At 45.6% G+C, this 12,654-nt stretch carries 13 protein-coding genes; 3 read left to right on the forward strand and 10 right to left on the reverse strand.

What is annotated here, in order from left to right; genetic code table 11:
* The first annotated feature begins 250 nt into the window (after positions 1 to 250).
* Positions 251 to 1,351 (forward strand): aminofutalosine synthase MqnE, encoded by a 1,101-nt coding sequence (mqnE, locus tag E0496_RS02895; RefSeq protein WP_141500135.1) that lies wholly within the window; start codon positions 251 to 253, stop codon positions 1,349 to 1,351.
* Positions 1,352 to 1,418: 67 nt separating this feature from the next.
* The gene (locus E0496_RS02900) at positions 1,419 to 2,486 is read left to right on the forward strand and encodes an NAD(P)/FAD-dependent oxidoreductase (protein ID WP_141500136.1); all 1,068 of its coding nucleotides are present in this window, start codon (positions 1,419 to 1,421) and stop codon (positions 2,484 to 2,486) included.
* 7 nt (positions 2,487 to 2,493) lie between these two features.
* Here E0496_RS02900 and E0496_RS02905 read toward each other — a convergent pair whose 3' ends face one another.
* A complete protein-coding gene (locus E0496_RS02905; protein ID WP_141500137.1) occupies positions 2,494 to 2,766 on the reverse strand; it encodes a YuzB family protein in 273 nt (90 codons plus the stop codon).
* 86 nt (positions 2,767 to 2,852) lie between these two features.
* On the opposite strand from E0496_RS02905, the gene E0496_RS02910 reads away from it, so the two are divergent.
* On the forward strand, positions 2,853 to 3,098 hold the full coding sequence (locus tag E0496_RS02910) for a NifU family protein (protein WP_054026871.1): 246 nt from the start codon (positions 2,853 to 2,855) through the stop codon (positions 3,096 to 3,098).
* 132 nt (positions 3,099 to 3,230) lie between these two features.
* Here E0496_RS02910 and E0496_RS02915 read toward each other — a convergent pair whose 3' ends face one another.
* The 9 genes from E0496_RS02915 to E0496_RS02955 form a co-directional block, all read right to left on the reverse strand.
* Positions 3,231 to 4,013, reverse strand: a complete 783-nt coding sequence (locus E0496_RS02915; protein WP_175597998.1) for an SDR family oxidoreductase — start codon at positions 4,011 to 4,013, stop codon at positions 3,231 to 3,233.
* Between the two features lie 18 nt (positions 4,014 to 4,031).
* On the reverse strand, positions 4,032 to 4,745 hold the full coding sequence (locus E0496_RS02920; protein WP_141500138.1) for a Cthe_2314 family HEPN domain-containing protein: 714 nt from the start codon (positions 4,743 to 4,745) through the stop codon (positions 4,032 to 4,034).
* A 42-nt stretch (positions 4,746 to 4,787) separates the two neighbouring features.
* Entirely contained in the window at positions 4,788 to 5,714 is a 927-nt protein-coding gene (locus E0496_RS02925; protein WP_141500140.1) for a COX15/CtaA family protein, read from the reverse strand.
* Between the two features lie 157 nt (positions 5,715 to 5,871).
* Positions 5,872 to 6,219, reverse strand: coding sequence for a thioredoxin family protein (locus E0496_RS02930; RefSeq protein WP_141500142.1), 348 nt, complete (start codon positions 6,217 to 6,219; stop codon positions 5,872 to 5,874).
* A gap of 51 nt (positions 6,220 to 6,270) precedes the next feature.
* Complete coding sequence (locus tag E0496_RS02935) at positions 6,271 to 7,890, reverse strand: copper amine oxidase N-terminal domain-containing protein (RefSeq protein WP_141500143.1); 1,620 nt, start codon at positions 7,888 to 7,890, stop codon at positions 6,271 to 6,273.
* A gap of 135 nt (positions 7,891 to 8,025) precedes the next feature.
* Positions 8,026 to 9,225, reverse strand: a complete 1,200-nt coding sequence (locus E0496_RS02940; RefSeq protein WP_141500144.1) for a polysaccharide deacetylase family protein — start codon at positions 9,223 to 9,225, stop codon at positions 8,026 to 8,028.
* A gap of 99 nt (positions 9,226 to 9,324) precedes the next feature.
* A complete protein-coding gene (locus E0496_RS02945) occupies positions 9,325 to 10,653 on the reverse strand; it encodes an ATP-binding protein (protein WP_241674536.1) in 1,329 nt (442 codons plus the stop codon).
* 4 nt (positions 10,654 to 10,657) lie between these two features.
* Entirely contained in the window at positions 10,658 to 11,356 is a 699-nt protein-coding gene (locus E0496_RS02950; protein WP_141500145.1) for a response regulator transcription factor, read from the reverse strand.
* Positions 11,357 to 11,552: 196 nt separating this feature from the next.
* Positions 11,553 to 12,626: an ABC transporter substrate-binding protein gene (locus tag E0496_RS02955; RefSeq protein ID WP_141500147.1), complete on the reverse strand. Its 1,074-nt coding sequence runs from the start codon at positions 12,624 to 12,626 to the stop codon at positions 11,553 to 11,555.
* Positions 12,627 to 12,654: the final 28 nt, after the last annotated feature.

Genomic DNA, 12,654 nt, shown 5'->3' on the forward strand with positions numbered 1-12,654 from the left:
GTGCTCGCTTGAAATTGAGCTTTCGATTCGGATCCCACTTCTTATATAAAGACAGCCTAATAAAAGTAGTACTAACTATTCATAAATTCCTGATAAATAATTATTTTCCGTTTCATTTTATGATTTACATTTAAATTTTAGGTAGAGGATATTGCCCCTGCTACGTATGAGGTTTATAATAGTTACAGCTTCTTTAATCGGAAAAGAAAGTTCTTTTTTTCACAATCTTAAGAAATTGAGGTGCTAAACCATGAACGTCGTTATACCGACAGAGGATACAAAAATGCAGCACATTATTGAAAAAGTGCGTCATGGACAGCGTTTATCATTAGAGGATGGCATTTACTTATATGAATCCGATGATTTGCTCACCATTGGGCAACTAGCTAATGAGGTTGCGATTCGCAAAAACGGCAAAAAGGTTTATTTTATTGAAAATATGAGTCTTTACTTTACGAACGTTTGCGAAGCGCACTGCGCCTTTTGCAACTTCCGCAAAGATGAAGGCGACGAAGGCGCGTATACACTAAGCGGCCCAGAGATGATTGAATACGTCGAGAAGCATTTCCACCCTGGTGTTCGTGAGTTTCATATCGTAGGCGGCCACAACACGAACGTTCCATTCCAATATTACGTAGATTCCTTGAAAGCCTTGAAGGAACGGTTCCCAGAAGTAACCCTAAAAGCTTACACCGCTGCAGAAATCGACTTTTTCTCCCGCATCAGCGGCCTTTCGTACAAAGAGGTGCTGCAGGAGCTTATGAAAGCTGGCCTTCAATCGCTTACTGGCGGCGGTGCCGAAATCTTATCCGATCATTACCGCAAAAAAATGCGCGTAGACAAAGCAGACGTTACCCAGTACTTAGAGGTACACCGCACCGCGCATCAGCTTGGCTTGCGCACGCATACGACGATGCTCTACGGCTCCATTGAAACCAAAGAAGACCGGATCCGCCATTTGATGCATATCCGCGAGCTTCAGGATGAAACGAACGGGTTTCTTGTCTTTATTCCGCTTTCAATGCAGCCAATTAATCCGCGTGCCGGCATCAGGCGCCGCAACTCCGCATTCGAGGATTTAAAAACGATTGCGATCAGCCGTTTGATGCTTGATAACTTCCAGCATATTAAAGCGTATTTCATCAACATTGGCGTACAGCTGACCCAAGTTGCTTTGACAATGGGCGCGTCGGATGCTCATGGAACAATCGTTAAGGAAAAAATAAGCCATGCAGCCGGTGCTTTGACTCCGGAGGGTATTACACGTGAGGATTTGATCTGGTTAATTAAAGGCGCTGGGCGTATCCCGGTAGAACGTGATACGTTTTACAACGAAATTAAAGTTTACTAAATGAGTAATCATCAGCGCGAAGACACAAAATAGAGTTATCATCAAGAGGCGTGGAGTTGGAAATCATATGAGAAAATTGATCATATTGGGCGGAGGCTATGGCGGACTCGCCATCGCAAATGAATTGCTGGAGAAACAATTGCCGATTGATGTCTCCATTGTATTAATTGATCGGATGCCGTTTCAAGGCTTGAAGACAGAATATTACGCGCTTGCCGCTGGAACAGTCTCCGATTTGGAGCTGCGGGTAAAATTCCCGGTTGACCCAAGAATAAGCCTCGCTTATGGCGAGGTTACTGACGTTGATATGGAATTAAAGCTCGTTCATATGCAGGACCAGGACCCCATTGAATACGAATGGCTAGTTATCGGTCTTGGCTGCACGGATAAGTATCATGGCATCGAAGGCGCGGAAGAATATTCGACAAGCATTCAGACCTTCTCGGCAGCTAGACAAACCTATGCTCAGTTGAATGATGTTAAGCCCTATGGACAAGTTTCGATTGTCGGCGGCGGTCTAAGCGGCGTAGAGGTTGCTGCTGAGCTGCGAGAGAGTCGGCCTGACTTGAATATCCGTATACTTGATCGCGGCCCTAAGGTGCTGTCAGCGTTCCCTAGCAAGCTGCAAAGCTTTGTTGCGGAATGGTTTGAGGAGCATCAGGTGGAAATGCGGGGTAATGTAGGCCTTACGCGAGTAGAAAATGGAATTTTGTATGATGGCAATTCAACATCCCCGATCTATACGGACGTAACCGTATGGACGGCAGGTATCCAGCCTGTGCCGCTTGTGCAGCGAATGGACTTGCCGAAGGACAATCAGGGAAGACTAATCATTAATGAATATCACCAGCTGCCGGACCATACCGACGTGTTTATCGTTGGCGACTGTGCAGCGCTTCCGCTGTCTCCGAGCGGTCAAGCCGCTGGCGCGCAAGGCAAGCAAATTGCCGAAGTGCTGCAGGCGATTTGGCATGATAAAACGCCTCGACTCGGCAAAATTAAGCTTAAAGGCGTGCTCGGCTCGCTCGGCAAGAAGAGCGGCTTTGGTTTAATGGGCGGCACCGCCATTATGGGACGCGTTCCGCGTCTAGTTAAAAGCGGCATCCTCTGGCGGTCCAAGCGCCACCTTGGTTAAAGGAATGCTATAGATCATCCAGCAGCTTGTCGAGTGCTTCTTTGTCCGCTTGCTGCTGGACGATTGCTTTTAAAATGTTGTCATGCAGCTCGTCTACCGTTTCGGCAGAAACGATCTCGCCATCAACCAAGGCAAATGGATTCAGATAACATTCGCCGCAGTTGCCCAAGCAGCCATATTCGGTCACTTCGTATTCATCATTTTGTTCGAATAAATTCATGATACGGTCCGTTCCATGATGCATATTGCTGGCACAAAATTCGATCATTGGTTTAAACATCAAGCTTCACCTAACTTTACTTAGTTACTATCCATTTTCAATTGCTTCACTTTGTACTATAATAGGGGAGAAAGGAGATGATTGCAATGAGTGAACAAGTACAAGACACAATGTACGATGAGGTTTTGGACGTACTCGATAAGCTTCGTCCGTTTTTGCAGCGCGACGGCGGCGACGTTGAATTGGTTGATGTCGAGGGCGGCATCATCAAGCTTCGTCTAATGGGTGCATGCGGAAGCTGCCCAAGTTCGACGATCACGCTTAAAGCGGGTATCGAACGTGCCCTTCTTGAGGAAGTTGAAGGAGTAATCGAAGTCGTTCAAGTATTCTAAACCTATAAGCACGAATTATGCCTAGTTTGGCATAATGAAATGATGAAGAGTCTTATCGCGCAAAGGAGCTTTCTCCCTGCTTAACGATAAGACTCTTTTTTTTGTTTGCCTGTTATCCCTCAGTCATGCCTGTTAGAACATGCCTTTAATATTAGCCACAATGGGATCGAAGCCGCCTGTGACATCAATGACATTACCCGTTAGAAAATTTGATTGCATGGCGCAGAGAAACAGGACAACCCGAGCTACATCCTCACCTGCTCCTGGCCGGCCGATTGGGGATTCCTTGTCGTACTCTTCTTCAACCTCGGCAATGGAACGTTCCTTGTTCACACCTCGAATATCACCAGGCCCAATCAGATTGACCGTTATGCCATGCGGCGCCTCTTCCACTGCTAATGACTTGGTAAAGGAAACAAGTCCCGTCTTTGCCGCCGCGTAAACGGCACGATGCGGCCAAGCCCTTGCTTCGCCTGCATGCCCAAAGCCAAAATGGACAATGCGCCCCCATTTGCGCTCGCGCATGCCTGGCAGCAGCCGATGATCCAGCAGCATAACGCCTAATAAATTGCCATGCAGCAGGCGAATGATCGTTTCTTCGTCATATTCACTGAACAGCCGCCTCTTTCGCACGAACGGCCCCGCATTATTAACGAGAATATCGACGCCTCCAGCCCAGCTCTCTGCTGCATTCGCAAGCTTCGCTGCACCATCAGTCGTAGCAATATCTGCCTGCACGGTAATAGCTTTCACGCCAAGCTGCTCAATTTGAGCCTGCACTTGTCTAGCCTCAAGCTCGCTCTCATAGTAGTTAATGACAACATTGCAGCCTTGCTCGGCGAGCTGAAGCGCCGTTCGTTTCCCTAGCCCCTTTGCACTGCCTGTAACTAATGCTGTTTTGCCCTTCAGTCCCATGAGTTCCCTCCCCCGGGATTATGGTTGCTTGGTCCGCATGATTTTGCATGCGTATTGGAACGTGAGCAGCAGCGACTCCATTGCCAGATACAGCCCTTGTGTCAAATCAGCGGATTGCTCTGCTACATTCTCCAGCTTGATTTCTTCACCGTACATTCGGTTGCTTTGAATCAGATCATCCTGCATTTCCGAGTTCATGTAATGAATCTCGGTATTCCTGCGCTTGCGCAGCCTGGTCATGGATTCCTTGTATTTTTCCTTCACATCGTTCAACTTCCAGGTCAGCTCCGGATGTGCCTTCTTCTCCCGCATGTTACGCAAAACGGTAAAATAAGAGAAATGGGATTTGATTCGCTCGGTCCGCATATCGAGCAGCTCGTTCAGCAATGTCCCGAGCTTGTCCAATAATGAAAAGACGCGAATAAAAGCGTTTTTATCAAAGTAGATATAACGATTATACTGAATTCTTTCCTCTTCTGTCATTTGTTTCAAGGAGGAGGATTTGATGTTATGCTGAAAGCGAAGTGCGACGTAATGGCTTTGCTCAAGCTCATCTAGTGATGAACGCAGCCCCAATGTCCAAATTTCATATTTACGCAGCTGCTGGACACGATCACCGCCGTCCTTCATCTTGCTGGACAATATTGTGACGAACTGATCCATTAATTTAAACGTCTCAGCAAGTGTTCCTTCCGCTTCTCTTTGAGGTTCATTGAACAGGAAACGCAGCATCGGTGAGCAGTCCCTTCTGTCAAAAAAGATGTTACCGCAAGCTTAGCGGCGCCCTTCCCTTAAACGCCATGAACGAATCAATAGATCCATTAATATGCCGAACAACCCCGTAACAATTAAATTGTGCAAAAGATTCGTAAACAAAAACCAATTCGTATTTGTGATCGTTATGGTAAGAAGCGCACCGCTGAAAATTTGGGTTACAACAAGACCAAGCGTCCATGCCGAAACCTTCGTCAAGCCAGATCCCCCAGCGCTCACTTTGCGAATATGAATATACAAGCCTGCCAAGCTGATAGCCAGCAGCAAGGCTGCCACGCGGTGAATGAAGACCGCTCCGGTAGCCCCGGTAATTTCCGGAACAATCTCTCCATTGCAAAGCGGCCAGCCAACGCATCCGCCACCTGACTCCGTATGCCGGATAAATGCCCCCAAATAAACAACAACATAACAGAAAAGGGCTGTAAGCAGCACACGGGGGAAAATCGATCTTGGTACTTGGAAAACAGCCGGCGGCCCATGCTTGGCTCTAAACGTCCAAATGACAAGCAGTAACGTAGCAGCAAATGCAATTAGGGATATGCCGAAATGAATAGCCATAACTGGCGGCGATTGCGGCCACATAACGGCCGCAGCCCCCATTAGCGCTTGAATAATCGTAAACAGCAGCGCTCCACCCGCATAGAACAAAGGTTCTCTAAATCCCGATTGATTCTTTCTGTACTTCAGATATGCCGCAATGACCGTCGCAAGTACAAGCAGTCCTTCAAAGCCCGTAATCAGACGATGGGAATATTCAATCAGAGATTCAATCGTATAAGCAGGTATAAATTTCCCGTGGCACAACGGCCAATCATCACCGCAGCCGCGGCCTGAATCTGTATTCGTGACTAGTGCACCGCCGAGCAGTACAAGAAGCATTCCGATGCACGCAGCGATAGCTAACGCGCGAAAACGCCCGGTTACCATAATAAAATCACCTTATTTCATGTTTTAATAACAGTTCAATTATAGCCATAAAAAAAGGCAAAAGCCATGTTGAAAATGTGACACTTCCGAGTAGAAACATAGCAAAAAAGGAAAGCCCGCGCACAGGGAAAGCTCTCCCTGCTGCGCGGACTATCGTTTACTTATGGGTCAGCGCTTCGCTGACTTGTATGGCCCGTTCAACAAACTCCTCTATTTCCTCACGTGATTTACGCAGCTTATTTACGAATCGAACCAGTTCCTGACTGCTGCGGAAAGCAATGAAGCTTGGAATTCCCAATATGTTCAACTCTGAGCATAAATCCGGCAAATCATCGCGATCAAGTTCAACGAATTGGACTTTGCCTTCATATTGCCGCTCCAGATCCGGCATAAATGGATCAATAAAGTGACAATCCTTGCACCAGGTCGTTTTAAATACGGCAATCGTTAGCCCTTCGCTAGCGACCACTTCGCGAAACTCGGCATCCGTTACTAATTTTTTCATTTCGCACCCCTAACAAACATTTTAAATACTTCACGCGCGTCCTAGCTGTTCTTAGACTTCCCGATCAAGCGTAAAAATTCTCATGTCATCGCTAAGATCAGTCCAGCCAATCTTTGCTTTAAGAGCTGTCGCCAGATTTCTTGCCGGAACATACGTTACACCATCAATCACGGTTGCAGGGAAGGACCATTTCACGGTTTTGCCATTGACGACAGCCGTGTCGCTTCCATTCTTGATCGTTATCGTTGTGTTCGTCGCTTCGTCAACGATTTTCAAGTTTTTTGTTTTGGCATCATAAGTGAGCTTCCCACCAAGCTGCTCAACCGTGTCGCGAAGCGGAACAAGCGTAATATGATTTGCAGTTACGATGACCGGATTGTAATACTCATAAGAATACCAAGTAATATTTTGTTTGTTAATGTGCAGCTTATTTTTCAACAAATCATAAGCAACAGATTTGTCATCAAAATGTTTTAAAATTTGGTAGCCTTGCATATCCATTAGCTTCTCGACCGAAAGATCCGATTTAGAAGCAACAGGAGCATCGGCTTTAACCGTCCCATTTACGTTCCACGATTCGCTCTCGAGCTTGATGCTCAGACCTTTAAATGGAATAACGTCATACTCCAGTTCACCAGATGGTACATAAGAAACTTCAAATGATTGTTTACGGATATCAAGCTTATTGTCCACGTAAACATCCGCTTTAACAGTCAGATCCTTCGTAAATATTTCATCCAGCGTTTCTTGGTCTTCTTCCTCCATCAGTTGAAGCTCCCCTTGCAGCTCAGTAAGAAGCATCGCAAGACCGTCTGTCGTTTCCTTCAAAATCTCTTCAGGAGATTGGGTGTCCAGTCCGCCTTCTTCAAACGGATTGATCGTTCCAGCAGCGTTCCAAATATCCGGGTTCGTCTTCAGGATTTCAAACACGCCTGCTACCATTTTATCCAATCCTGCACGGTCAGCGACTAATGCATCAACATATTTCTTCACCCATGTCCAAAGCTCAGGACCATTCAGGTCGAAATGAACATGCATCATGGATGTCGAAGTGCCATTAATCGGTTCATTAACAGGCTTTACCTCAATTCGCTCCGGATTAGGCAGATTATCAATAACAAACGAACCTACTGTATCCAACAGTTGGTGGCCCAAAGCGGTTAAGGCTGCTTCATCCAGTGCTGGAGCAGCTTCAGTTGAATCATCTACAGGGAGGTCCTCAAAATCCGAGAGGCCTGCTAATCCCAGTAAGCCCTCGCTCGTCAGATCAAGCGTGAAAGGCTGCTTCGCACCCTCAAGCTCTAGAACAGCCAGTGTATCTGACATTTTCAAATTAAATTTAATGCTTGCCGCATTGCCAAGAATCAAGCTTCCATCAAGGGAAACATGAGAGCTGTCTTGCGCCTTTATATTATCTAGCTGCAGCTTCAGATTCGATACCAGCTTCATTAGTGCCAGTTCCTCTTCTGGAATACCCTCGTAAAGTGATTCATCCAGCAGCAGCTTAAGCTCTACGGATTGTTTGCTCTCACTTGATGTTACTTTCATAGCATTCTTAAGCACCGTATTAAAATCAAGGTTGGAAATGGCTTGACAGCCAGCCACAAATACGAGCGTAAAAGCCAATAGAAGTATCATTAATTTACTTGGTCTCACTGTGAATTTTCTCATCCGTTCGTCTCCTTATAATCTCATATAGTAGGGCATCATTACTGACAAACTCTACTTATTGTACAGGAGACTTTACTTATTGTAAATGTATGGAAAGCACTAGTTTTGTCGAAAATCCGAGAATGGCCAAGCGGCTCAGGCTCCTTGCTGCGTCTTGATTTGAACTTGTTTTTTGGCGTTGTTCCAATGGAGGCTCCAGCCAGCAAACTCGCAAAAATCACGCAAACCTATCATTTTCCCTTGTCCAAGAGGCTCATTAACATAGCTAATCCCCATGGCCTCATGACCATCGATAAACAACAACTCTGCTTGATTGCCATCGCCGCCAAGATGCTTCATTCTCTCCATCAGCTCATCCTCCGTCTCACCTTTTTGAGCTCCATTAACGCGGTAGCCGTTGCGGTGAAACTTTGAATTTTTGCCTTCTCTTGTACTGAACGTAATCGCAATGCCCGCCGCATTCGTCAATTGTATGAGGGCGTCATTAAAAACCCCATACGGAAATGCGAGCGCACTCTGTGTATTGCCAAGCTCCGTACGTAATCTCTCTTCAGACTTCTGCAAATCTTCGGCTATTCGTTTGCTGTACTCTTCATTCGTTTCCAGCATATCCTTCTCTTTGTTATATAGCATACGAACCGTGACCGGAGATTCATCACCTTCTTTATTAACAGCCCCGTAGCGATGCTGAGCATAGGTATGATTGCGGAAACTCATCCCCGCCGCCTTCATCTCTCTCATCTGTTCCCAGCTGAGCTTCGGCGTTCCTGGCACCTTGCGGTTGTCAATTGAGGATACGATTACAAAGTTAACTGCCGGATAGCCGAATTTCTTCAGAATGGGATAGGCATAGGTATAAAAGCTTTCGTAGCCATCATCGAATGTAATTAATACGGCGTTATTTGGCACTGTCGCATCTTCAAGCATAAAGCTTGTATATTGCTCCATACTGATTACTTGGAATTCATTATCCTTCAACAGCTGCATTTGGCGTTCAAAGCGATCTACCGCAATAATTCCATCGCTCTTCGGATTTGGCTCCATATCATGGTACATCAGCACAGCTACTTGGTTGGAGTAGTAAGCGGTTCCATCTTCCGGCTTTTTCACAAGCCAGTCTACCTGCTTGTTAAACACGGTTTCAATATAGTTCTCCGACACCATCAGCCTGCCATTATTCATATGAATGGGCATCTCTTCGTTTATCTTTGCACCGTCCAAAAAAAGTTGGGCACCCGTCGTCCCCCCTTCTTTGGTACAACCAGCCAGCAGCCAGCCCATCATCATTGCGACAGCGACGATTGTTGCAATCATGGTTTGCTTCGTTCGATCCATGTTTTGTCCCCTCCATTATCCCTTTAAAGGATAGTGTAGAGGATGGATCTTACCAGGCATGCTCGCTAACGCTTAAGATAAGCTTAACGAATGCTTAAGTTAATCGCGGGTTAGCGGGAAACTTGTTTCAAACACGGTTTCCTTGGCTGAGCTTCTAGCCGTAATGCGCCCGTTTTGGGCTTCCATAATGCTTTTCGTGATTGCAAGCCCCAGGCCCGTTCCTCCCGATTCTGCTGTACGCGAGCGATCTACGCGATAGAAGCGGTCAAAGATAAAAGGCAGGTCCTGCGCTGGAATTTGCTGTCCGTAATTAGCAATTTGAACAACCGCCTCGTCCTGCTTCCGATCAATCCGCACTTCAACAAATTTCCCTGCATAGCCGTACTGTATGGCATTGGCGATCAAATTGCCAAAAGCGCGAACGAGCAAATCTCCATCTGCCATGATCATCAGGGTGTTCTCCGCGGTGAGTATGCGGCAGCTCATTCCCGCCTTCTCCAAACTAGGAACAAATTCTTCAGCCAGCTGTCCCATAAAATCCACAAGATCAATTTTCGTTAAATCCAGCGGCATTCCGTTATTAAGCTTCGTGTAGTCGAACAGATCATCAATCAGCCGCTTCAACCGAAGCGATTTCTCATAGGCAATGTTAACAAAATAACGAAGCTCTACTTCATCTTGATAGCCATCCTTCTCTATCAGCTCAAGAAATCCTAATATGGAAGTGAGCGGTGTCCGCAAATCATGGGAGACGCCGGTAATCAGGTCATTTTTTGTTTTTTCTGCATTTCTCTCGTCCTCCAGAAGCTTGTTGAACTGCTCGCTTAAGACGTTAATGCTCTCAGCGATCTCGCCAAGCTCGTCTGCTGATTTAACCGGAATGACATAATCGAGCTTGCCGGAGGAAAGCTGCCTAAGCCCGAAGCTGATCTCCTTCAAGTAAGAAATCATATTTCGGCTTGTCCAAAAAAACAGAGCTAAAAAAACGACGCAGCCGAATATGGCCATAACAGGCGTTGAGCCAATGTTCTGGATGATCCAGCGGAGCGGCTCATTATAGGTTGTTTCCTGAATAAAGTAATACGCGAGCAAATGGCCAATGATCAATATAGCAGCCATAAGTCCAAGACTTTTGAACAAAGCGACCATGAACGTCCAGCGAATTGTACGGAACACCTTATTGCTTACCGTTTGCCCGTTAGCCTCCGCTCTTAACTTCACAAGCTGTACATAGCAAATCGCGAAACAAACAATGCCTGCCACAACCATAATCGGAATCGATCCAACGTTATTGATTAGCCAAATAAATATATCGGCGTACGGAGGAACCTGCATCATGAAGCTTACAATGAACCTGCCTACAAATGCCGCAATAACGGCTGCCGTTAGACTTGCCAATGTAACAATAAGATTTTGCTTCTTGAACATAAAGCTACAGAGCCTCCATTTTATATCCGATTCCCCATACCGTTTTTATATATTTCGGATTTTGTGTATCCTTTTCTATTTTTTCGCGAATTTTCCGGATATGAACCATTACTGTGTTTTTTGATTCCATAAAGGGCTCGTTCCAAGCCTCTTCATAAATTTTGTCCATGCTAAGCACGATTCCCCGATTAACGGCTAGCAACTTAAGGATGGTAAACTCCAAGGGCGTCAGCTTGATCTCCTGCTGGTCCATCGTAACGGTATGCGTAGCTGTATTAATAATGAGTTCATCAATAATAATCTCATTTGCATTGAGAGTCGCTTTGGAATGAAACTGTCTTGCTCTTCGAATATGCGATTTAACGCTTGCCAGCAAGACTAGCGGGCTAAACGGCTTCGTTACATATTCATCAGCTCCAAGGCTTAATCCCGATATTTTATCGATATCCTGCGTTTTGGCTGAAAGCATGATAATCGGTATATTATTTTGCTCACGAATTCTCATGCATGCCTCCAACCCATCCATTACAGGCATCATGACATCCAGAATAATGAGATCAACTTTATAGTTTTTCAACTGCTCCAGCGCTTCAAGACCATTAGATGCCTGCAGCATGTTGAACCCATCATTTTTAAAATAAATTTCCATCAGCTTCAAAATTTCCTTCTCATCATCCACCATCAGAATGGTTTCCCTGTTCATGCTTGTACTCCCTTTCATCCATTGCTTAGTTCACGGTAAGGGTAATGAAATGATTCTCTCCTCTTCCCGTAGCATTAAATATAACATGTTAAGCAGCATTAGGTAATTTAACAGTCTTACCCAGCGCAAAAAAAGGTATTCCTTGCCGCAGTTTTAACTGCGGCCGGAATACCTTTTTTCCAATTAGATGTACTTATTATTTCCCACTCTTGGCATCTTCAAGAATGGTAAGATCAAGGAACTTGCTCAGATCAAGGGTATCCACCGTAACATCCTTGATATAGCCGGCTTCGATCGATACTTTAGCCATTTCTTCAATCGCAGCCTCACTGACGTCTGAAGTTAGCTTCATGTGGGAAAGCGCTGCTTTAATCAAAGCGATGTCCAAACCTTTTCCGCTCAACTCACTAAGGCGTTTATTGATCAGCTCATAAGACTCATCCGGATTGGCATTGATGAAATCAATAGCTTCAAGATTTGCTTTTACTGCTGCTACCGCAAGATCTCTGTGCTCGCTAATGAATTTATCGCTAGCTACGAGAATAACGAGTGGGTAGTCGCCGTTGTTAGGAGGAATTTGATCCCAAGGCACAATCACTTTGCCAATGCCTTCTTCTTCAATTTGAGTTCCCCATGGTTCAGGAATAAGTGTGGCATGAACCTCATTTTGGCGAAGCGCTACAAGTGTATCGGAAGGAGCACGTGCAACGATTTGTGCACCGGAATTATCCGTTGTAATTTTCACGCCTTCTTGCTCAAGCAGCAAGCGCAGCGAAATTTCGTTAGTGCTACCTTTAGTCGGAATCGCAATCGTTTTGCCTACCAAATCTTTTACCGTAGTAACACCGGAATCTTTGCCGGCTACAAGAACAGCTCCACCGTTATCTGCGCCAGAAATCACTCGGAAGTTGCTGCTTTTCAAAAATTGGTTAGTGGACGGTCCAGGACCGACATAACCCAAATCAATTTGGCCAGTTGCAATCGCTGTCGAGAAATCAGAACCATTGTCAAAGGCTTGCACTTCAATGGTTACATGATCGCCTAGCTGCTTCTGGAAAAATTCTTTTTCGAGTGCAATATATCCTGCTGCATGAGTTACGTTTTTGAAAATACCAAGCTTCACGGTTACGGGCTTAGCCGATGTTTCTTTAGTAGCTGTACCGTTACCATCAGCAGGCGATGGACTCTCTGAAGCGTTGTTTTTGCCGCCGCAAGCCGCAAGCGTTAATACGAGAACCAGTGTTAGAATGAGACCCAATGTTTTTTTCATGTTTGTTCCTACCCTTCTTTAATTCGTT

It is taken from the genome of Paenibacillus luteus (genome assembly GCF_006542765.1).
In the GTDB taxonomy this organism is placed as follows: domain Bacteria; phylum Bacillota; class Bacilli; order Paenibacillales; family Paenibacillaceae; genus Pristimantibacillus; species Pristimantibacillus luteus.

Coding starts and splice junctions, on each gene's coding strand:
- mqnE (WP_141500135.1), top strand. CDS start 251: ATGAACGTCGTTATACCGACAGAGGATACAAAAATGCAGCACATTATT.
- E0496_RS02900 (WP_141500136.1), top strand. CDS start 1,419: ATGAGAAAATTGATCATATTGGGCGGAGGCTATGGCGGACTCGCCATC.
- E0496_RS02905 (WP_141500137.1), bottom strand. CDS start 2,766: ATGTTTAAACCAATGATCGAATTTTGTGCCAGCAATATGCATCATGGA.
- E0496_RS02910 (WP_054026871.1), top strand. CDS start 2,853: ATGAGTGAACAAGTACAAGACACAATGTACGATGAGGTTTTGGACGTA.
- E0496_RS02915 (WP_175597998.1), bottom strand. CDS start 4,013: ATGGGACTGAAGGGCAAAACAGCATTAGTTACAGGCAGTGCAAAGGGG.
- E0496_RS02920 (WP_141500138.1), bottom strand. CDS start 4,745: ATGCTGCGTTTCCTGTTCAATGAACCTCAAAGAGAAGCGGAAGGAACA.
- E0496_RS02925 (WP_141500140.1), bottom strand. CDS start 5,714: ATGGTAACCGGGCGTTTTCGCGCGTTAGCTATCGCTGCGTGCATCGGA.
- E0496_RS02930 (WP_141500142.1), bottom strand. CDS start 6,219: ATGAAAAAATTAGTAACGGATGCCGAGTTTCGCGAAGTGGTCGCTAGC.
- E0496_RS02935 (WP_141500143.1), bottom strand. CDS start 7,890: ATGAGAAAATTCACAGTGAGACCAAGTAAATTAATGATACTTCTATTG.
- E0496_RS02940 (WP_141500144.1), bottom strand. CDS start 9,225: ATGGATCGAACGAAGCAAACCATGATTGCAACAATCGTCGCTGTCGCA.
- E0496_RS02945 (WP_241674536.1), bottom strand. CDS start 10,653: ATGTTCAAGAAGCAAAATCTTATTGTTACATTGGCAAGTCTAACGGCA.
- E0496_RS02950 (WP_141500145.1), bottom strand. CDS start 11,356: ATGAACAGGGAAACCATTCTGATGGTGGATGATGAGAAGGAAATTTTG.
- E0496_RS02955 (WP_141500147.1), bottom strand. CDS start 12,626: ATGAAAAAAACATTGGGTCTCATTCTAACACTGGTTCTCGTATTAACG.